18 protein-coding genes are annotated in these 20,099 nt (G+C 72.9%); 11 read left to right on the top strand and 7 right to left on the bottom strand.

What is annotated here, in order from left to right:
- Positions 1-6 precede the first annotated feature (6 nt).
- Complete coding sequence (mmsB, locus tag DQ392_RS01510; protein WP_181856227.1) at positions 7-1,242, top strand: multiple monosaccharide ABC transporter permease; 1,236 nt, start codon at positions 7-9, stop codon at positions 1,240-1,242.
- A 203-nt stretch (positions 1,243-1,445) separates the two neighbouring features.
- Here mmsB and DQ392_RS01515 read toward each other — a convergent pair whose 3' ends face one another.
- Positions 1,446-2,291: an SMP-30/gluconolactonase/LRE family protein gene (locus DQ392_RS01515; RefSeq protein WP_114013606.1), complete on the bottom strand. Its 846-nt coding sequence runs from the start codon at positions 2,289-2,291 to the stop codon at positions 1,446-1,448.
- Positions 2,291-3,061, bottom strand: coding sequence for an IclR family transcriptional regulator (locus DQ392_RS01520; protein WP_114013607.1), 771 nt, complete (start codon positions 3,059-3,061; stop codon positions 2,291-2,293). The genes DQ392_RS01515 and DQ392_RS01520 overlap by 1 nt, the downstream gene beginning before the upstream one ends.
- A gap of 181 nt (positions 3,062-3,242) precedes the next feature.
- Between DQ392_RS01520 and DQ392_RS01525 the strand changes: the two genes are divergently transcribed.
- Positions 3,243-3,476 carry a DUF6480 family protein gene (locus tag DQ392_RS01525; RefSeq protein WP_114013608.1) on the top strand — a complete coding sequence of 78 codons (234 nt, stop codon included), beginning with the start codon at positions 3,243-3,245 and terminating at the stop codon, positions 3,474-3,476.
- Positions 3,477-3,552: 76 nt separating this feature from the next.
- Here the strand turns inward: DQ392_RS01525 and DQ392_RS01530 are convergent, their stop codons facing one another.
- Entirely contained in the window at positions 3,553-4,266 is a 714-nt protein-coding gene (locus tag DQ392_RS01530; protein WP_147266464.1) for a VOC family protein, read from the bottom strand.
- Positions 4,267-4,583: 317 nt separating this feature from the next.
- Here DQ392_RS01530 and DQ392_RS01535 point away from each other — a divergent pair, with 317 nt between their 5' ends.
- Positions 4,584-5,549, top strand: coding sequence for a SigB/SigF/SigG family RNA polymerase sigma factor (locus DQ392_RS01535; protein ID WP_114013610.1), 966 nt, complete (start codon positions 4,584-4,586; stop codon positions 5,547-5,549).
- 179 nt (positions 5,550-5,728) lie between these two features.
- Here DQ392_RS01535 and DQ392_RS01545 read toward each other — a convergent pair whose 3' ends face one another.
- Entirely contained in the window at positions 5,729-6,481 is a 753-nt protein-coding gene (locus DQ392_RS01545; RefSeq protein ID WP_114013612.1) for a FadR/GntR family transcriptional regulator, read from the bottom strand.
- A 168-nt stretch (positions 6,482-6,649) separates the two neighbouring features.
- Between DQ392_RS01545 and DQ392_RS01550 the strand changes: the two genes are divergently transcribed.
- The 7 genes from DQ392_RS01550 to DQ392_RS01580 all read left to right on the top strand — a co-directional run bounded on the left by DQ392_RS01550 (position 6,650) and on the right by DQ392_RS01580 (position 15,760).
- Entirely contained in the window at positions 6,650-8,677 is a 2,028-nt protein-coding gene (locus tag DQ392_RS01550) for a beta-galactosidase (protein ID WP_114013613.1), read from the top strand.
- A gap of 118 nt (positions 8,678-8,795) precedes the next feature.
- On the top strand, positions 8,796-10,127 hold the full coding sequence (locus DQ392_RS01555) for an ABC transporter substrate-binding protein (protein ID WP_114013614.1): 1,332 nt from the start codon (positions 8,796-8,798) through the stop codon (positions 10,125-10,127).
- Positions 10,124-11,089, top strand: a complete 966-nt coding sequence (locus tag DQ392_RS01560) for a carbohydrate ABC transporter permease (RefSeq protein ID WP_114013615.1) — start codon at positions 10,124-10,126, stop codon at positions 11,087-11,089. The genes DQ392_RS01555 and DQ392_RS01560 overlap by 4 nt, the downstream gene beginning before the upstream one ends.
- Entirely contained in the window at positions 11,086-11,943 is an 858-nt protein-coding gene (locus DQ392_RS01565; protein ID WP_114013616.1) for a carbohydrate ABC transporter permease, read from the top strand. Before DQ392_RS01560 ends, DQ392_RS01565 begins: the two co-directional genes overlap by 4 nt.
- 12 nt (positions 11,944-11,955) lie before the next feature.
- Positions 11,956-13,104 (top strand): galactonate dehydratase, encoded by a 1,149-nt coding sequence (gene dgoD / locus DQ392_RS01570; RefSeq protein ID WP_114013617.1) that lies wholly within the window; start codon positions 11,956-11,958, stop codon positions 13,102-13,104.
- 266 nt (positions 13,105-13,370) lie between these two features.
- On the top strand, positions 13,371-14,156 hold the full coding sequence (locus DQ392_RS01575; protein ID WP_114013618.1) for a serine/threonine protein kinase: 786 nt from the start codon (positions 13,371-13,373) through the stop codon (positions 14,154-14,156).
- Positions 14,153-15,760: a serine/threonine-protein kinase gene (locus tag DQ392_RS01580; protein WP_114013619.1), complete on the top strand. Its 1,608-nt coding sequence runs from the start codon at positions 14,153-14,155 to the stop codon at positions 15,758-15,760. The genes DQ392_RS01575 and DQ392_RS01580 overlap by 4 nt, the downstream gene beginning before the upstream one ends.
- Before the next feature lie 101 nt (positions 15,761-15,861).
- Here DQ392_RS01580 and DQ392_RS01585 read toward each other — a convergent pair whose 3' ends face one another.
- Positions 15,862-16,929, bottom strand: a complete 1,068-nt coding sequence (locus DQ392_RS01585) for a beta-ketoacyl-ACP synthase III (protein WP_114013620.1) — start codon at positions 16,927-16,929, stop codon at positions 15,862-15,864.
- A 451-nt stretch (positions 16,930-17,380) separates the two neighbouring features.
- On the opposite strand from DQ392_RS01585, the gene DQ392_RS01590 reads away from it, so the two are divergent.
- Positions 17,381-18,133, top strand: a complete 753-nt coding sequence (locus DQ392_RS01590; RefSeq protein ID WP_114013621.1) for a uracil-DNA glycosylase — start codon at positions 17,381-17,383, stop codon at positions 18,131-18,133.
- Positions 18,134-18,196: 63 nt separating this feature from the next.
- Here the strand turns inward: DQ392_RS01590 and DQ392_RS01595 are convergent, their stop codons facing one another.
- Both DQ392_RS01595 and DQ392_RS01600 read right to left on the bottom strand, forming a co-directional pair.
- Positions 18,197-18,421 carry a hypothetical protein gene (locus tag DQ392_RS01595; protein ID WP_114013622.1) on the bottom strand — a complete coding sequence of 75 codons (225 nt, stop codon included), beginning with the start codon at positions 18,419-18,421 and terminating at the stop codon, positions 18,197-18,199.
- 95 nt (positions 18,422-18,516) lie between these two features.
- Entirely contained in the window at positions 18,517-19,959 is a 1,443-nt protein-coding gene (locus DQ392_RS01600; RefSeq protein ID WP_181856228.1) for a sugar porter family MFS transporter, read from the bottom strand.
- Positions 19,960-20,099 lie beyond the last annotated feature (140 nt).

The following is a 20,099-nucleotide window of genomic DNA, read 5'->3' on the forward strand; positions in this document are numbered from 1 at the left end:
CCCGCCATGACGACCACCACCCGCTCCCCGCACTCCGGCATACCGCCGCAGCAGCCGTCCGCCGCCCGCTCGGCGGGCGCGGTGCTGCTGGAGAACATGCGCGGCCACATGCGCCAGTACGGGATGCTCACGGCGCTGCTGCTCATCGTCGTGCTCTTCCAGATCTGGACCGACGGCACGCTGCTGCTGCCCAACAACGTCTCCAACCTCATCCAGCAGAACGGCTACATCCTCATCCTGGCCATGGGCATGATGATCGTCATCATCGCCGGGCACATCGACCTGTCCGTCGGCTCGCTGGTGGCCTTCGTGGGCGCCATGGCCGCGGTGATGATGGTCAAGGGCGGCATGCCCTGGGGACTCGCACTGGCCCTCTCACTGCTGATCGGCGCGGTCGCCGGCGCCTGGCAGGGCTTCTTCATCGCCTACGTCGGCATCCCGTCCTTCATCGTGACCCTCGCCGGGATGCTGCTCTTCCGCGGCCTGACACAGATCGTGCTGGAAGGCCGCTCCCTGTCCCCGTTCCCCGGCGGCTTCCAGAACCTCGCCAAGGGCTTCATCCCCGAGATGGGCCCCTACACCCAGTACCACAACCCGACACTGGTGATCGGGCTGGTCGCCCTCGCTCTCCTCCTGCTGCGCGAACACCGCGACCGCAAGAGGCAGTTGGCGTACGAACTGGAGGTGCTGCCGACGGGGCTGTGGGTCGGCAAGTGCGTGGCCATCGCCGCCGCCGTCATCGCCTTCACCCTGACGCTCGCCAGCTTCCACGGCGTACCCGTCGTCATGCTGGTCATGGGCGCGCTGCTGATCGGCCTCGGCTATGTGATGCGCAACGCCGTGGTCGGCCGGCACGTGTACGCGCTCGGCGGCAACAAGGCCGCGGCCAAGCTGTCCGGCGTCAAGGACCAGCGCGTCACCTTCCTCGTCTTCGTCAACATGGGGGTCCTCGCCGCGCTCGCCGGGTGCGTCTACGCCGCCCGGCTCAACGCCGGCACCCCGCAGGCGGGCCTCAACTTCGAACTGGAGGCCATCGCCGCCTCCTTCATCGGCGGCGCGTCCATGAGCGGCGGCGTCGGCACGGTGATGGGCGCCGTCATCGGCGGACTCGTGCTGGGCGTGCTCAACAACGGCATGTCGCTGGTCGGCATCGGCACCGACTACCAGCAGGTCATCAAGGGCCTGGTGCTGCTCGCCGCCGTCGGCTTCGACGTCTGGAACAAGCGCAAGGCAGGACGCTGAGGCCCTCAAGCACCCCGGACTCCGCCCGGGAGGCGCCCCCGGGCGGGCTGAGAAGCAGCCCGCCCCCAGCCTTCGGCCGGGAGGTGCCCCCAGGCCCTTGAGGACGAGCGAAGCGACACAACCGGGGGCTGGGTTGGGCCTTTGGACGGAGTCCGGGAGAAGCCCCCGTCTCGGGAAGGCGCGGGGTCGGGGAAGAGGAACCCTCAGCCCGCGAAGGGGGGTTGAGGCAGGCCCCGGCCCGCGTCCGGGAGGACGAAGAGCGAGCCGTCCCGCGCCGAGGGGGACGCCAGCCCCGCGCGGGCCGAGGTGACGTAGAGGTCACCCAGACCGGCGCCGCCGAACGCACAGGCGGTGGGCCGCACAACGGGCATCTCGATCACCCGGTCCAGCACCCCGCCAGGGGTGTAGCGCCGCACGGCCGCGCCGTCCCACAGCGCCACCCACACACAGCCGTCCGCGTCGACGGTCAGCCCGTCGGGGAAGCCCGCGCCCTCCTCGACCACCGCCAGCGGCCGGCGCCCCGTCACCAGACCGTCCTCGCGCACGTCCCACACGTCGACGCGGCGGGTCGGGCTGTCGACGTGGTACATGCGTGTGCCGTCGGGGCTCCAGCCGGTCCCGTTGGAGACGGTGACGCCGGCCAGGACGGTGGTCGCCGTGGAGCCCCCGGCGAGCCGCACCAGGGTGCCGCCGCCCGGCTTCTCGTCGTAGTGCATCGTGCCCGCCCACAGGGCGCCGTCAGGGGCGACGGCGGCGTCGTTGCCGCGCCGCCCGGCGACCGGGTCGTGCAGCAGCCAGGTGAAGCGCCCCTCGGCGTCGTACGCGCCGATCCCGTCCCGCAGGTTGACGACCAGCCCGCCGCCCGCGCGCGGCTTGGCGGCGCCCACGTGCGCTTCCGTCGTCAGCACGGTGCGCCGGCCGTCGGCGGGGTCGTAGGTGTGGACGCGGGCGCCGAGGATGTCGACCCAGATCAGAAGGCCCCGCGCCGCGTCCCACGTCGGCCCCTCGCCCAGCGCCGCCTGGGCCCGCACCACCGTGGCCACACCCATCACAGCCCCCTGTGTCCCAGCCGTTCGGACAGCCGCGCGGCGCCGCTCCTGGCCAACTCCTCCAGCTCGGCGCGGCGCTCGGCGCTCCACCTGACCAACGGTACGGACACCGACAGCGCGGCCACCACCCGCCCGGAGCGGTCCCGTACCGGCGCTGCCACACAGCTGACGTCCGGGTTGGACTCGCTCTCCTCCACGGCGGTGCCGCGCTCGGCGACGCGCTCCAACTCGGCGCGGAGGGCCGACGGGTCGGTGATGCTGTGCGGTGTCATGCCGTGCAGTTCCGCGCCCTCGGGAACGCGCGCGGCCAGTTCGTCGGCCGTCAGGCACGCCAGCAGCATCTTGCCGACGGCCGTGCAGTGCGCGGGCAGCCGGCGCCCCGCGGCCGAGACCATCCGCACGGCCTGGGTGGAGTCGACCTTGGCGACGTAGATGACGTCGGTGTCCTCCAGGATCGCCACGTGCACGGTCTCGTCGCACGTCTGCGCCACCGAGCGGGCGACCTGCTGGCCCTCGGCCGCCAGATCGAGCTGTTCGGCGTACCTGCTGCCGAGCTGGTAGGGGCGCACCCCGAGCCGGTAGTGGCCCGGTCTGCCGGGCACCGGCACCAGGTAGGAGCGGGCGGTGAGGGTGGCGACGAGCTCATGGACGGTGGTGCGCGGCAGGTGCAGCCTGCGCACGATGTCCGGCGCGGTGAGCGTGCCGTCCCCTTCCAGGAACAGCTCCAGAATGTCCAGCGCCCGGGTCACAGCGGGCACGAGCCGCCCCATGGAGCCCTCCAGTTCGTCCTGTTCGCTCTGTTCGCAGTGTTCGAGATTTCAGCACAGAGTCGAAGTCCCGAACAGTGTAGCGAGCGCGGCGGCCCGGGACAGGGCTCGGTTGGGTACCGGACGGCCGGGTAACCGCGCACCCGGAGGTGTACGAAGCCGCCTCGCGGTCCACTCGGAGGGCATGACCCACGCCAACCAGGACCCCGATCCCGACCCGGACCGCACCCCTGGACTGGAGCGCGGTGGACAGGTACCGCCCGGCGAGACCCCGCCCGCGGAAGGCAGCATGTCCGAGGCGGGTCCGCTGGAGACCCACAACCCGACCAAGGGCTGGAGCAAAGGCCCCCTCCTCCTGATCACACTCGTGGTCGTCGTCTTCCTCGTCTTCTTCATCGGCTACCTCGTGGGCCTGTAGCCGTAGCGGTAGTCGCAGTCGCAGCGGGGGGCGGGGCCGGCTCCCGTCGTGCCCGGGGAGATCCGAACGACAGGCCCTAAGGGCGGGCGAGGGTGAGCAGGGCTCCGTGGGGGTCGCTCAGCGTGACCCGGCTCGCCCCTTCGACGTCCTCGGACGACGGTGCGAGGACGGTGCCGCCGTGGCGCTTCGCCGCTTCCGCCGCCTTCCCCGGGTCGGCGGCGCGGAAGGTGACGGCCCAGCGCGGGCGGGCGTTCGGGTCGGGATCACCGGGGCGGGCGCCGGCGCGCAGACAGGCGTGCGGCCACCGCTCCGGCTCCCGCGACCAGCCCAGCACGGCGCTGTAGAAGCCGAGCGCGGTATCCGGGTCAGCGGTGCGCAGGCACAGTTCGGCGGGAGCCCCACCGGCACCCACGCTCCACTCAGGGGGCGCCGAGCCCTGCCACAGCCCGAATGCCGCGCCGCTCGGGTCGGAGCCGAGGACCGTGCGGCCGTTGCCGAAGTCGACGGGGCCGACGGCCACCGTGCCGCCCCGCTCGTTCATCAGCTCCGCAGCCTTGTCCGCGTCCTCGACCAGGAAGAAGACCGTCCAGCGCGCGGGCAGGCCGCGCGCCGCGGCGGCCTCGTTCAGCCCCGCGACCGGCTGTCCGGCCGCGGTCGCCACGCGCGCCTCGGGCGCCGGCGAGCCGCCCTCGAACGACCAGCCGAGCACCGCCCCGTAGAACGCCTCGGTGGCCTGCCGGTCATCCGTGGTCACACTCACCCAGCAGGCGGTTCCCGATCGCTCCGTCATCTCGTCCTCCCGGCCCTCTCGCCCCACACGGCGGCGGCGGCCGAAGAGGCCGCCGCGGGGCGGCCGGGTGCCCTGCCGCACCACGGGCAAACGCCCGCGGCGCGGCCGTTCTCGCTCACCGTGTGTGCGCGTCGCTGCTACCCTCCGCGAGCGGGCGCGACCTGCGAAGATGCCGCGCGGCGTGGTGTGTGTCACGGTGAAATGGGCCGCTGCTGTTACTGCGGCGACCGGCCCTGATCCTGTCCGGGAGCGGACTGGGGGATCGCTTCTCGCCCCTCTTGCACAGCACCCATGTGAGACGTGGGAGTGAGCAGCTCATGAACACCACACGGTTCCGCACCACCGAGGACCGCACCACGTCGGCCGAGGAGCCGCCCGTGAAGACGCAGGGGACGGACGGCGCCGAGGCAGCCACCACGCGGTCGACGACCGCTGTCGATACCGCCGCGTCCCCTGCCCACCGTCGTACCCATCACGACGCGCCCGACACGGCAGCCGACTTCGCCGAACTCGTCCACCTGCCGGACGGGCCCGAACGCCGACGGCTCCAGGACTGCGTGGTCACCGCCTGGCTGCCGATGGCACACCGGCTCGCCCGCAAGTTCCGCAACCGCGGCGAGTCGCTGGAAGACCTCGAACAGGTCGCGGCGCTGGCCCTGGTCAAGTCCGTCGAGCGGTACGACCCCGCCAGGGGCAACGCCTTCGAGACCTTCGCCATCCCCACCATCTACGGCGAACTCAAACGGCACTTCCGCGACAACATGTGGGAGATCCACGTCCCCCGGCGCGTCCAGGACCTGCGCAACCGGGTACGGGCCAGCCTGCGCGAGCTGGAGCTGACCAGCTCGGGGCGCTCGCCCACGGTGGCCGAGCTCGCCGCCCACGCCGGGCTCTCCGAGGAGGACACCCTGGCCGGCATGGAAGCCCTCCAGTGCTTCAACTCGCTCTCCCTCGACGCCCCCGTCTCCGCGGAGGCCGCCGGGGGCGGCGACGCCGCGGGCGACGGGGCGATCTGCCTGATGGACACCCTCAGCTCCGACGAGAGCGGCTACGACCACGTCGTCGACCGCGAAGCGGTGCGCTCCTGCCTGTGCCGGCTGCCCGAGCGCGAGCAGCGCCTGTTGTACCTGCGCTTCTTCGGGGAGCTCACCCAGTCCCAGATCGCCCGCCGTCTCGGCGTCTCGCAGATGCACGTCTCGCGCCTGCTGGCCGCGGCGTGCCGTCGCGTCCGCGAGGAGATCGAGCAGGAGGAGGCCGCCGACCCGCCCCGCGCCGCGGCCTGAGGCGTGGGGGCGCGGGGCCCGCCCCGGGCGAGGACGTCGGGCTGATCATGGACCCCGCCTCGTCGGAGTTCTTCCACGACGGTGTGTACGTGTACGCGGGCGAGGGCGTCCGCCGCAGCCCATCCGAGCACGCCGCGCGTCGCTGACCAGCCGCCCGTCGTCGACCAGCCGCCGTGCCGTCAAGCCCCGGACACGGGGCTATGATTCCCGGGCCCGCCCTCGCGCAGCAGTGCCACGTCGCGGGCGGCCTGCGTGAGCAGCGCGCGCATCGCGGCCTCGGCGGCGTCGCCGTCCTGGTCCCGTACCGCGTCGAGGACGGCGCGGTGGCTGGGCACCGGGTCGCCGGGGTGGTGGCCCGGGCCGTGGACGAGGCGGTCGCGGGCCGCCCGCGCGGTGGCGATCACCATCTCCATCCGCCCCAGCAGCTCGTTGTGGGAGGCGGCCAGCAGGGCGCGGTGGAAGGCGAGGTCGGCCTCGACGGCGCCCGGCGCCCCGTCGGGGGCCTCGCCCATCTCCCGCAGCGCCGTCTCCAGCGCTTCGAGGTCCGCCGGGGTGCGGCGCTCGGCGGCGAGCCGTACCGCCGCGGGCTCGACGATGCCGCGCACCTCGTCCAGGTCGTGCAGCAGCGGTGGCGCGGCCGTGGACGCGGCGGTGTCGGCGGACTGGAACTGCCAGCGCAGGACGTCCGCGTCCAGCAGGTTCCAGTCGGCGCGCGGGCGCACGAAGGTGCCGCGACGCTGCCGCGCGTCGACCATGCCCTTGGCCGCCAGCACCTTGAGCGACTCGCGCAGCGCGGTGAGGCTGACGCCCAACTCCTCTTGGAGCGCCGCCAGATCGAGGGTGGCACCCTCGCCGAGGGCGCCACTGAGCACCCGGTGCGCCAGCGCCTCCACGGTCTGGCCGTGCACCCCCCGGCGTGCGTAGCCCGGCATCGGGCCTCCCGTCCTCTCCGCTCCCGCCTCGCGCGGGTCCTGTCCGCGCGCCACCGAGCCTGGTCGCTGAAAAGTACCGCGTCAACAACTATTCCTAATTAACGAATTCTTGTAGCGTGCGGCGTCATCACGGTCCCCGTCACTCGACTCGTCCGAGAGGCAGCGCACATGACGGCAGCCGACACGACTCCCCGCGTCCCCTTCACCCCGGCCCGCCTCCACTTCGGCGCCGACTACAACCCAGAGCACTGGCCCGAAGAGGTCAGGGCCGAGGACATCCGGCTGATGAAGGAGGCCGGGGTCACCATGGTCACGGCCGGCATCTTCTCCTGGGGGCTGGTCGAGACCCACCCCGGCACCTACGACTTCACCTGGTTCGACCGCGTCATGGACGACCTGGCCGAGGCGGGGATCGCCGTGTGCCTGGCCACCATGACCGCCTCACCGCCGCCCTGGCTGAGCCAACGGCACCCCGAGATCCTGCCCGTCACCGCCGACGGCGTACGCAAGTGGCCGGGCTCCCGGCAGCACTACTGCCCCTCAAGCCCGGTCTACCGCGAGCAGGCCGTGCGTCTCGTCGAAGCGCTCGCCACCCGCTACGCCGCGCACCCCGCGCTGGCGATGTGGCACATCGGCAACGAGTACGGCTGCTCCAACCCCGTCTGTTACTGCGACGTCTCGGCCGCCGACTTCCGCCGCTGGCTGCGCGAGCGCTACGGCACCATCGAAGCCCTCAACGCGGCCTGGTCGACCACCTTCTGGGCGCAGACCTACGGCTCCTTCGACCAGGTCGTGCCGCCCCGGGCCACCCCCACCCACCCCAACCCCACCCAGCAGCTGGACTACTGGCGCTTCAGCGACGACGCACTGCTGGGCTGCTACCTCGCGGAGAAGGCGGTGCTGCGCCGCCTCACCCCGCAGGTGCCCGTCACCACCAACCACATGCCGCACCACAAGCCGGTCGACCCCTACCGCTGGGCCCCGCACGAGGACGTGCAGGCGCTCGACTACTACCAGGAGCCCTACGACCCGCGCACCCACGTGGACGCGGCGGCCGCCTTCGACGTCACGCGCTGCGCGGGACAGGGCCGTCCTTGGATGCTGATGGAGCAGGCGCCCAGCGCCGTCAACTGGCGGGACCGCAACAGCCCCAAGCCGCCCGGCGCGATGCGGCTGTGGAGCTGGCAGGCCGTCGCCCAGGGCGCGGACGCGGTGCTCTACTTCCAGTGGCGTCAGTCGCCCGGCGGCGCCGAGAAGTTCCACTCCGCCGTGGTGCCGCACGCCGGACCCGACACCCGGATCTTCCGCGAGGTGGCGGCGCTGGGCAGGGAGCTGGCCGCACTCCCGCAGCTGGCGGGGGCCGGCAGCGCGCCCGAGGTGGCGCTGCTGGCCGACTGGAACAGCTGGTGGGCCATGGAACAGGGCTCCCACCCCTCCTCGGCCCTCAGCCACCGCGAGGCGCTGCTGCGCCACTACGCGCCGCTCTTCGACGCCGGAGTGCCCTGCGACATCGTGCCGCCCGCGAGCGACCTGTCCGGCTACCGGCTCGTCGTCGTCCCCGACCTCTACCTGATGAGCACGCGGACCGCCGAGCGGCTGACCGCGTACGTGCGGGGCGGGGGCCATCTGTTCGTGTCGTACTTCTCCGGCATCGCGGACGAGGACGACCACATCCACCTGGGCGGCTATCCCGCGCCGCTGCGGCAGGTGCTCGGGCTGCGGGTGGAGGAGTTCTGGCCGCTGCCGCGGGACGGGCGCGTGCCGCTGCGCGGCGAGCTGAACGGCGCGGCGGACCTGTGGTCGGAGGCCGTCGGCCTCGAAGGGGCACGGGCGCTCGCCGTCTTCGGCGACGGCGACCTCGCGGGGCGGCCCGCCCTGACCCGGCACGCCTTCGGAGACGGACTCGCCTGGTACGCGGCGACGCGCCCCGAGCCGGAGCTGATGCGCACCCTGATGGACCGGGTGCGGGAGGCGGCCGGCGTCGCGCCCGTCCTCGCGGGGCTGCCCGCCGGGGTGCAGGCGACCGTGCGCGAGGGGGAGGGCGGCCGCTTCCTCTTCCTGCTCAACCACGGCACGGAAGAGGTCACCGTGCCCCTCCCGTACCCGGCGCGTGACCTGCTGGCCCCCGGCTCGGAGCCGGCCGGCTGCCGCACGCTGCCGCCGCGGGGCGTGGCGGTGCTCCAGCGGGCGGACTGAACCGCCCGCCACCGCGCCGGCCACGACGCCTGCGCTGCGGGGACCGCGCGGTCGGCACGTGCCGCTCGGACTGCACGTATGGCGTGGGCGGCATGTACGGCATTGACGAGGAGGTCAGATGCCCACCCGACGCACACTCCTGGCCGGCGCGGCGGCCGTGGCCGCGGCGCCCGCGCTCGCCGCCTGCGGTGAGCAGGCGGGCGCGGCGCGCAGGACGCGCCAGGCGCCCCGCGCCCCGGGCCGCCGGATCGACCTCGTCTTCTGGACGTGGGTGCCGCTCCAGAAGGCCGCGGCCCTGTGGAACCGGAAGCACCCCGACATCCACGTCACGGTGCAGACGGTGCCCGCCAACACCTCCGGCGGTTACCAGAAGATGCACTCCTCCCTCAAGGCCGGTGACCCGCCCGACCTGGCGCAGGTCGAGTACTACGCGCTGCCCGAGTTCATGCTGGTGGGCGGGCTGACCGACCTGACCGCTTACGGGGCCGACAAGCTCAAGGACGCCTACGTCGACTGGCAGTGGCAGCAGGGCGTGTTCGCGGGCCGCACCTACGCCGTCCCCCAGGCGTCGGGCCCCATGGGCTTCTTCTACCGCGAGGACCTCTTCGAGCGGTGGGACGTGGAGGTCCCCCGCACCTGGGACGCGTTCAGGACGGCCGCCTCGCAGATCCGCAAGCGCAGTGGCGGCGCCTCCCGCATCAGCGCCTTCCCGCCCGCCAACGCCCAGTGGTTCGCCTCCTTCCCCTGGCAGCGGGGCGCCCACTGGGTCCGTACCGAAGGCGACACCTGGGTCGTGGACCTGGCGAGCCCGGAGTCGCTGGAGGTGGCCGACTTCTGGGACGGCCTGGTCCGTGACGACCTGCTGCTTCCCACGCAGGACGCGCAGAGCGCCTTCTTCAAGGCGCTCCAGACCGGGCAGCTGGCGGGCTGGCCGGGCGCCCAGTGGTACGACGCGCTCATCCGGGGCAACGCGCCGGGCACCAAGGGCAAATGGCGGGTGGCCGAACTGCCCCAGTGGGAGCCGGGGGCGCACGCCTCCGCCAACTGGGGCGGCTCGGCCACCGCTATCCTCCAGGGCACCCGCCACCCCGCCGAGGCCCTTCGGTTCGCGCACTGGCTCAACACCGACCCGGACAGCGTCGAGCTGCTGGTCGAGGCCGGGTACGGCTGGCCCGCGGCGGAGCTGGACCTCGCGGACTCGCCGCTGGGCCGGCCCAGCGACTTCTTCAGCGGCCAGGCCTACAACGAGGTCTTCCAGCTCTCCGACCGTAACGTCGACACCAGCTGGCGCTTCGGCCCCACCACCACTCAGTCCTACGCGCACATCCAGGACGACATCGGCCGCGTCGTCGCAGGCCACGGCACGATCAAGGACGCGCTCAAGGACGCCGAGACCAAGTTCGTCGACGACCTGAAAGCCAAGGGCCTCAAGGCGAGGAGCGCGCGATGACGACCACCACGACCGGGGGGAAACGGACCGCCACCCGTCCCGCATCCGCCCCCACCCGCCGCCGGGCCAGGCCCGACCGCAAGGCGTGGACGTTCCTGGCGCCCTTCCTGGCCGTCTACGTCTTCGCGATGATCCTGCCGATCTGCTACGCGCTCTACCAGAGCCTGCTGACCGTGAAGCGGTCGGGGCCGCTGGGGCTGGGCGAGCCCTCGGTGGGCTTCGCCGGGCTGGACAACTACGCGCTCGCCCTCCAGCAGACCGCCTTCCTGGAGGGCTTCGGCCGTGTCCTGCTGTTCGGCGCCGTCCAGGTGCCGGTGATGCTGCTGCTGGCGCTGACCCTCGCCCTCCTGCTGGACCAGGTCCCCGACCGCTGGGCCTCACTGATGCGGGCCGCCTACTTCCTGCCGTACGGCATCCCGGGCGTCATCGCGACCCTGCTGTGGGGGTTCCTCTACGTCCCGGGGATCAGCCCGATCAACGACCTGCTCGGGCACGTGGGCGTCCAGCCCGACTTCCTCGGCTACGACAACGTGCTCTGGTCCCTGGCCAACATCGTCGTGTGGGAGTTCGCCGGATACAACATGCTGGTCATCGTCGCCCAGCTGAAGTCGATCCCGCAGGAGCTCTACGAGGCCGCCAGGATCGACGGCGCGGGACCGTGGCAGACGGCGCTGCGCATCAAGATCCCGCTGATCCGTCCGGCGCTCGTCCTCACCTGCGTCTTCTCCATCATCGGCACCCTGCAACTGTTCGCCGAGCCGCTGGTGCTCAAAAAACTCGCCCCCGCCGTCACCACCGACTTCACACCGAACCTGAGCGCCTACTTCGACGCCTTCGCCAACGCCAACGTCTATCTGGCGGCGGCCAAGTCGGTCCTGCTCGCCGTGGTCGCCATGGTGCTCTCGTTCGGCTTCCTCAGCTTGGTGGGCCGGGGCCGGGGCCGGAAGGGAGGGGACCGATGAGCGCCGCACCGACCAGGGTGCCCCGACCGGGCCGCATCGTGCTCGTCGCGGTCCTCGTGCTGGCCGCCGCCTACTTCCTGCTGCCCGTCTACTGGCTGGCCGTCGCCGCCACCAAGTCCAACCGCGGCCTCTACGGCAGCTTCGGCCTGTGGTTCGAAGAACCCCGCCTGTGGCAGAACCTCACCAAGGTCTTCACCTACAACGGGCACATATTCCCCCGGTGGGCGCTCAACTCGCTGCTGTACGCGGGGGTCGGCGCCGTCGCGGCCACCCTGCTGTCGGCGGCGGCCGGGTTCGCCCTGGCCAAGTACCGCTTCCGGGGCCGCGAAGCCGTCTTCAAGTGCGTCCTGGCCGGGGTGTTGCTGCCCTCCACCGCGCTCGCGCTGCCGCTCTACCTGATGTTCGGCAAGATCGGTCTGACCAACAGCTACTGGGGCGTGCTCATCCCCAGCGTCGTCAGCCCCTTCGGGGTCTACCTGTGCCGCATCTACGCCGAGTCCGCCGTGCCCGACACCCTCCTGGAGGCCGCCAGGGTGGACGGCGCGGGCGAGGAGCGGATCTTCTTCACGGTGGTGCTGCGCATCATGTCGCCCGCGCTGGTCACCGTCTTCCTCTTCCAGTTCGTGCACATCTGGAACAACTACTTCCTGCCGCTGGTGATGCTCTCCGACGACCGCAAGTACCCCCTCACCCTCGGCCTGGTCACCTGGCAGCAGGCGGCCGACCGCTTCCCCGAGCTGACGCAGTACACCGTCGGGGGCGCCTTCGTCTCCGTCATCCCCCTCGCCGTCGCGATGCTCGTCCTCCAGCGCTACTGGCGGACCGGACTGACCGAGGGCAGCGTGAAGGAATAGGAGCACTGACACGTGCGCATCACCCGCGTCGAGACCTTCGCCGTACCGCCGCGCTGGCTCTTCTGCCGGATCGAGACCGACAGCGGCCTTGTCGGCTGGGGCGAACCGGTGATCGAGGGACGCGCGCAGACCGTCCGCACGGCCGTGGGCGAGCTGGCCGAACAGTTCCTGATCGGCGCCGACCCGCTGCGGATCGAGGACCACTGGCAGCTGATGACCAAGGGATCCTTCTACCGCGGTGGGCCCGTCCTCTCCTCCGCCGTCGCCGGACTCGACCAGGCGCTGTGGGACATCGCGGGCAAGGCGTACGCCGCCCCCGCGCACCAGCTCCTCGGCGGGCCCGTGCGCGAGCGGGTCCGCGCCTACTGCTGGGTCGGCGGCGACGAGCCCGCCGCCGTGCGCGACCAGGTCACCGCGCAGGTCGAGGCGGGATTCACCGCCGTCAAGATGAACGCCTCGGGACGTACCGACCGGCTGCCCACCGCCGCGGCCCTCGACGCGATCGCCCGGCGCGCCGAGGCGGCCCGCGAGGCGCTCGGGCCCGAAGGGGACTTCGCCGTCGACTTCCACGGGCGGCTGACCACGGCGGGCGCCCGCCGGGCCCTCGCCGTGCTGGAACCCTACGGGCCGCTCTTCGTGGAGGAGCCGGTACTGCCCGAGTACACGCACCTCCTCGGGCAGGTGACCGGGTCCACCACCGTGCCCGTCGCCACCGGGGAGCGGCTCTTCTCCCGCACCCAGGTGCTGCCCGCGCTCCAGGCGGGCGTCGCCGTGATCCAGCCCGACCTCAGCCACGCCGGCGGGCTGTCCGAGGCGCGGCGCATCGCCTCCCTCGCCGAGACCTGGGACGTGCTGGTCGCCCCGCACTGCCCGCTCGGCCCGCTCGCCCTGGCGGCCAGCCTGCAACTGGCCTTCTGCACCCCGAACTTCCTCATCCAGGAGCAGTCCATCGGCATCCACTACCACTCCGGCGCCGAACTCCTCGACTACGTGCTGGACCGCGAGGTCTTCCGCTTCCACGAAGGGCACCTGCTGCGGCCCACGGGTCCCGGGCTCGGAGTGACCATCGACGAGCGGGCCGTGCGCGAGGCCGACGGCACGGCAGCCGACTGGCACAACCCCACCTGGCGCCACCCGGACGGATCGTTCGCCGAGTGGTGAGCCCCCGAGAAAGCGTGCTCGGCGCCGCCCCCGACCACCCGTCGAAACCGTCACCCCCCAAGGTGGTGACGCACGGGAGCACCACCCCGGGAGACCGGCGCGGCACTCACGGTGGTCAGCACGGCCGGCGGACTCACTCCTCCAGGGGGAGAGGCCGCTGAGCTGCGGCTGAAAACCTCCCACCATCGCAGACGAGCGTCCGGCGTGATACCTGTCGGATGTCAGGGTCGACTAGGATGCCCGCGGCCGAAGGGGGAGGGTGAACCATGGACACGGTGATCGTTCAATTGCCGGACCAGCGAGGACACCTCACGGACGGCCCCGGCGACAGACCCCGCCTGCTCCACCTCGGCCCGGGCCAGAGCGCCGACTTCGGGCGCGGCGACCCCGGCCACCCGGTGCAGGTCGCCCTGCCCGACCCCGGGGTCTCGCGGCGCGCCGGGCAGATCACCGCGGCCGAGGACTACTGGCGGCTGTCCAACTACAGCGGGCACGTCACCTACGTGGTGGAGAACATGGAGGGCGCGGGCGAGCACATCAAGGTCCCGCCCGGCAGGCTGGGCGCCCCCGTACCGTTCGAGTTCTCCCGCGTCGTCCTGCCCTCCCGCGACGGCGAGGTGCACTTCAAGGTGTTCGCGCCCGAGCACATGTACCTGGACGCGGGCGGCGGAGACCGGGCCGGTGAACCCACCCAGAGCCCGTTCACGCTCGACCAGACCGCCAAGTACTTCCTCGTCCTGCTCGCGCTGTGCGAGCCAAGGCTGCGCGACCCCTCCAGCGGCGCCATCCCCGGCGTCAGCGAGGTCCTGGAGCGGCTGCGCCCACTGCCGGGCTGCCACGACCTGACCCGCTCGGCCGTCAACTACCACATCGAGTACCTCGCCACGGTCAAACTGCGGCTGCGCGGCGACGACGAGCGCACCGCCGGCACCAGCCGCAAGCGCGCCGAACTCGTCGCCCTCGCGCTCCGCTTCGACCTGGTACGGGAGGAACACCTCACGCTGCTGCGCCCCGCAGCCCGGGCGGGCCGCACGGGGGAGCGCGACGGATGACCGAGCCCGCACACTCCCGCCTCGACCTGCCCGCCGGATACCGGGTGGGGGAGTGGACCCTGACCGGGCGGATCGGGGCGGGCAGTTGGGGGGTGGTGTACGCCGCCGAGAGCGCGGACGGGGTGCGTGCCGCGGTGAAGTTCCTGCCCACCCACCTGCTGCCGCCCGGCCAGCGCGCCTCCATGGAACAGCTGGTACGGCGGGAGGTCCGCTTCAGCCTGGAGACCGACCACCCGCACGTGGTCAGCACGCGCGAGGTGCTCACCGTCCGCGACCCCGACCGCCCCGAGATCGACGGCGTCACCGCACTGGTCATGGACCGGGCCGAACACAGCCTCCAAGAACTGCTGGCAGCCCGTCGCAGCAGCGGCGAAGGTCCACCCGCGCTGCCCGAGGCGGCCCGCGTCCTGGCCGGGGTCGGCGCGGGACTCACCCACGTCCACGGGCGCGGCTGGGTGCACGGCGACCTCAAGCCCGGCAACGTCCTGCTGGCCCCCGGCGGCGAGGTGTGGCTCGGCGACTTCGGCCTCACGGCCGAACTCGACGGCACCCACGCCTACGTGCCCCCGCTGGGCTCCCTCGACCACGTGCCGCCCGAGTGGTGGTCGGAGCGGGAGGGCGGCCGCAGCACGGTGCGCCCCACCGCCGACATCTGGGCCTTCGGCGTGCTGGCCCACCAGGTGCTCACCGGCGGGCTGCACCCCTTCCCCGGGTCCACCGCCCGCGCCCGCGCCCTCGGCGCGCAGACCTACGCACGAGGCGGCGCCCCACTGCGCCTCGACAACACGATCCCCGACGGCTGGCGCGAGCTGATCGGCGACTGCCTGCGCCCCGACCACGCCTCGCGCGCGGCCCTGGACGCCGCCGCACTCGCCGAACGGACGCGGGAACTGGCGGACTCCGGCGCCGTGGACGCCCGTTCCGGCAGGCACGGGCCCGGCCGCCGCTCCCCGGGCTGGCTCCTCGGCTCCCGCGTCCCGGCCGGACGCGGGACCCCGGGCCGTGGACGCCGTCGGCTCAGCATCGTGGCGGCCGCCGTCACCGTGCCGGTCGTGGCCGCCGCCGTCTCGGCGGCGCTGCTGCTCGCCGACGACGAGAAGGGGACCTCACCGGGCGGCGGCACCGGCGCCGCGTCGGCGCCGGGCGGAGCCCTGCCCGCCGACTCCGACGTGCCCCGCGACCTGCGACCCGTCATCGAGGACGCCGCACGCCAGTGCGCCGAGGAGGAGGTCACCCCCGCCTTCCTCGCCGCGATGCTGAAGGCCGAGAGCGGCTTCGACGCCGACGCCCGGCGGCCCGAGGCCAACGAGTACGGCATCGCCATGTGGACGCCGTCGGTCTTCAAGGGCTGGGCCAAGGACGGGGACAAGGACGGCGACAAGAGCTACATGTCGCCCCCCGACGCCATCGCGGCGATGTCCAACTTCGTGTGCTGGCTCGACCAGCAGTACAAGAAGGAGGGCATGAACGAGGACCTTCCCGGGCTCATGGCCGCCGGCTACCGCACCAGTTCCCGTACCGTCCTACAGGCCGGCGGGGTGCCCGAGCGGGTCAGGCCGCACGTGAAGCGCGTCGAGCGGTATCTCCGGGAGTACTCGCGCTGACCGGACCCCCGAAGGAGCCGAGCGGGCCCCGGGGGAGGGGCGCGGGTGCCTCCACGGGGCCGACGTCAGGAACCGGCTCCCGCCCCGGCACCTGACGCGTGTCAGGGCGACTGCAGGCCCGCCGGCGCCTCCGGGCACAGCAGCGCGGCCGAACCCCAGGTGAGGCCGCCGCCGAACGCCGTCACCAGAACGCGCGCCCCGGGGCGCAGCCGCCCGCCCGCCTGCGCGTCGGCCAGCGCCAGCGGGATCGAGGCGGCACCGGTGTTGCCCACCTCCCGCAGGTGCAGGGCACAGCGGTCGGCGGGGATGCCCAGGCGTTTGCCGACGGCGGTGAGGATCCGCGCGTTGGCCTGGTGCGGCACGAAGTGGTCGACCTCTTCGGGACGCCAGCCGACGCGCTCCAGCACCGCACCGCACGAGGCGGTCATCCGCTCGATGGCGTGCTGGAAGACGGCCCTGCCCCGCATCCGGAAGTAGCGGTCGCCGGGCTCTTCCGGCGCGGCCAGCGACCGTGCCCGTGCGCCGCCGCCCACCACGGTGATCAGGTCGTACCCCGATCCGTCGCTGCCCAGGTCGAAGCCGAGCAGCGCACCGGCACAGTCGCTCTCCTGGCCCCGCGCCACCAGCGCGGCGCCCGCCCCGTCGCCGAAGACGACGCCCGTGGAGCGGTCCTCGGGGTCGAGCCAGTGGGAGTAGATGTCGGCGCCCACCACCAGCACCCGGTCGAACAGCGCGGTGCCGACCGCACCCTGGCACAGCGCCAGGCCGTAGACGAAGCCGCTGCACACGGCGGCGATGTCCAGAGCGGGGATGGTGCCGAGCCCCAGCCGGGCCGCCACCGCGGGGGCGGTGGCCGGGCACAGGTGGTCGGGTGTGGCCGTGGCCAGAACCAGGGCGTCGACGGGCGGGTTGCCCGCCTTCTCCAGCAGCTGCCGCGCCGCGTGCACGGCCGCGTCCCCCGTCGAGGTGCCCGGGTCGGCGACGTGGCGGCGCTCGATGCCGGTGCGGGTACGCACCCATCTGTCGTCCACGCCCCACTGTCCGGGGAGCCCGGCGTTGGGCACCACGCGCGGCGGTACCCAGCCGCTGACGGCCTCCAGGACCACGGGGCGCACCGGGACGGAGGGCGCGGCCGCGGGCGGGGCGTACGGGGCCGGGCCGCTCAGCACGCGCTGCCCTCTCGCGCGTTGCGGGCGGCTGAAAGGTTCCTGCGGCGCACGAGCACGGAGCCCCCTGAACTCGACTGTCGGACCGGACCGAGCGCCGGACCGGACGGATGGACCCACACGAGGGGCCTTTTGTACCTCAGCTCCGGGCCGCCACACGAGCTGCCCGGCCGCCCGCCGTCACGGATGCGGTCCGCTGTGCGCGGCTGTGAGCTGGGCGTTCGTGGTGTACGGGGGTGGCGGGTGGCGCCGTGCCCTTCGCCCGTGTGAGGGAGGGGGCGTCACAGGCGGTGTTTCCGCCGAACGTATGAGGCACCGCGACGGGCACCCTGGAAGGAGCGGGCACCCCGGGAGGGGCAGCCACCCCCCGAAGGGCAGCCACCCCGGGAAGGAGCACGCGCCAAGGCGGCGGGCGGGAAGACAGACAGAAGGACGGACAGGAAGACGGAGTCCCATGACCTACCCCACTCGGCAGGCGCCCCGGGCGGCGGACGTGCGCGCCCTCGGCCGGTCGCTGAGCGAGTGCCGCGCCTGCCCGCGGCTGGTCGACTGGCGCGAGGAGACGGCACGGGTCAAACGTCCCGCCTTCCGCGACTGGGACTACTGGGCGCGCCCGGTACCCGGCTTCGGCCCCGCGGACGCGCGGATGCTGCTTGTCGGGCTCGCGCCGGCCGCGCACGGCGGCAACCGCACGGGCCGCATGTTCACCGGCGACCGCGCCGGTGACGTGCTCGTCGCCGCCCTCCACGACCTCGGCCTGGCCTCGCAGCCCACCTCCACCCACAGCGGCGACGGCCTCCAGCTGTACGGGGTGCGGTTCACCTCGCCCGTCCACTGCGCCCCGCCCGCCAACAAGCCCACCCCCGCCGAGCGCGACACCTGCCGCCCCTGGCTCGTCCGTGAGCTCGAACTGCTGCGCCCCACCCTGCGCACCGTGGTCGCCCTCGGCGCCTTCGGCTGGCAGGCGGTACTGCCGGTGCTCGGCGAAGGCGGCTGGTCACTCCCGCGGCCCCGGCCCGCCTTCGCGCACGGGGCCCGTCTCGAACTGCCGCCCACGCGGCGGGGCGGGGCGCCGCTGGCCGTCCACGGCTGCTACCACGTCACCCAGCGCAACACCTTCACAGGACGGCTGACCCCGGCCATGCTCCGCGACGTCCTGCGGACCGCGGCGCTGGAAGCCGGCCTCCCCGCCCGCACCGCGCCCTGAACCGCCCGGCGCCGCCCGGTCGTCGGCTCCGGTACCCGCCGGTGACGCGGTGGGCCGCGCCGGTCACTCCTCGTCGTCCTCGCCGGGATCCCAGGCGTAGGCGCCGCCGCCGCGCCAGTCGATGAGCGGGCCGTCCAGGGCGATCCGGTCCGGGTCGAAACCGGCGTCGCCGAGCAGCGAGAGCACGTCGTTGACGTTGGAGGCCCGGCCGAGGATGGCGCCGCCGGCCCGCACCCGGCGCGCGCCGTGCGCGTCGGGCGGGTAGACGATGATCGGTGCGTCGGCCATACCCCCACCCTGCGCCCGGCCCCGCCCGCGCGCATCCCGGTCTCGCATCCCGGTCACCGGCCCGCCCTCGCGCACCCTCACGGGCCGCGCCGGGCTCAGCCGGAGCGGCGGTGGGTCTCGCCCGTCATCTCCTCCAGCTCCCGCTGCTTGGTCTCCGGGAGCTTGCCGCGCACGAAGAAGAAGGAGAGCAGGGCGAAGCAGGCGAAGGCGCCGTAGAGCCAGGTCAGTCCGACCTTGCTGGTCATCGGCTCGAAGGAGAAGGTGACGATGAAGTTGAAGATCCAGTTGGAGGCGGTGCCGATGGCCAGCGCCATTGCCCGCATCCGGTTGGGGAACATCTCCGCCAGCATGACCCACATGATCGGGCCCCAGGAGAGGGCGAAGAAGATGACGAAGGCGTTGGCGCCGACCAGCGCCATCGGCCCGTACGGGTCGGGCAGCGTCACGTCGGTCCCACTGCCCCGCTGCTGGGAGAAGGCCACCGCGGTCAGCGCCAGCGCACAGAACATGCCCACCGAGCCGATGGACAGCAGCCTGCGCCGGCCCACGCGGTCGACGAACAGCATGGAGACGACCGTCATCACCACGTTGATGCCCGCGGTGATGACGGAGGTGGTGAAGGACTGGGACTCGCTGAAGCCGACCGACTTCCACAGCGTCGTCGAGTAGTAGAAGATCGCGTTGATGCCGACGAGCTGCTGGAAGGCGGCCATGATGATGCCCGCCCACACCAGCGGGTGCAGCCCGAAGCGTGCGCCGCGGATGTCGCGGAAGCTGCTGCGGTGCTCCTTGCGGAGCGTCTCGCGGATCCTGGCGACCTTGCCCTGCGGGTCGGCCTCCCCGCTGACCCGGCCCAGCACGCCCGCCGCCTCGTCGTACTTCCCCTTGAGGACGAGGTAGCGCGGCGATTCGGGGATCAGCAGCGCCAGCACCCCGTAGACGGCGGCCGGGACGACGCCGACCAGGAACATCCAGCGCCAGGCCTGCATGCCGAACCACAGGTCCTGCGAGGCGCCACCGGCCGCGCCCGCCAGCCCCTTGTTGGAGCTGAGGACGACCAGCTGGCCGATGGTGATGGCCAGTTGCTGGAGGGAGCCGAGCGCACCGCGGCCGGAGGCGGGTGCCACCTCGGAGATGTAGGCGGGGGCGATCACCGAGGCGATGCCGATGCCCAGGCCGCCGATCACGCGCCACAGCAGCAGATCGGGCACCGAGAAGGCGAAGGCGGAGCCCGCCGAGCTGATGACGAACATGGCGGAGCCCAGCAGCATGACGTTGCGGCGCCCCCAGCCGTCGGCGAGGCGGCCCGCGTACCAGGCGCCGACCGCGCAGCCCAGCAGCGCGACGGAGACGACGAACCCCGACAGGAACGCGCCCAGATGGAAGTGGCCCGACAGCGCGTCCACCGCGCCGTTGATGACGGAGGAGTCGAAGCCGAAGAGGAAACCGCCGACGGCCGCGGCGATGGAGATGCCGATCGCCTTGCCGTGGGGGCCCGAGGAGGAGGGGGTCGGCGCGTTCGATGCCGTCTCAGCCATACGATGTGTCACCTTGCCGATTCGCACATATTGCTACATATTCGTACGGATAGGTCCGTATCGTCGCGTACTCAGGCGGGGGAGGCAACATCCTCCCGACTGGAGTCGGAGATCCGCATACCACCCTGGCGGCGGGACAA

The sequence above is a fragment of the Streptomyces reniochalinae genome (assembly GCF_003323735.1).
Taxonomy (GTDB): domain Bacteria; phylum Actinomycetota; class Actinomycetes; order Streptomycetales; family Streptomycetaceae; genus Streptomyces; species Streptomyces reniochalinae.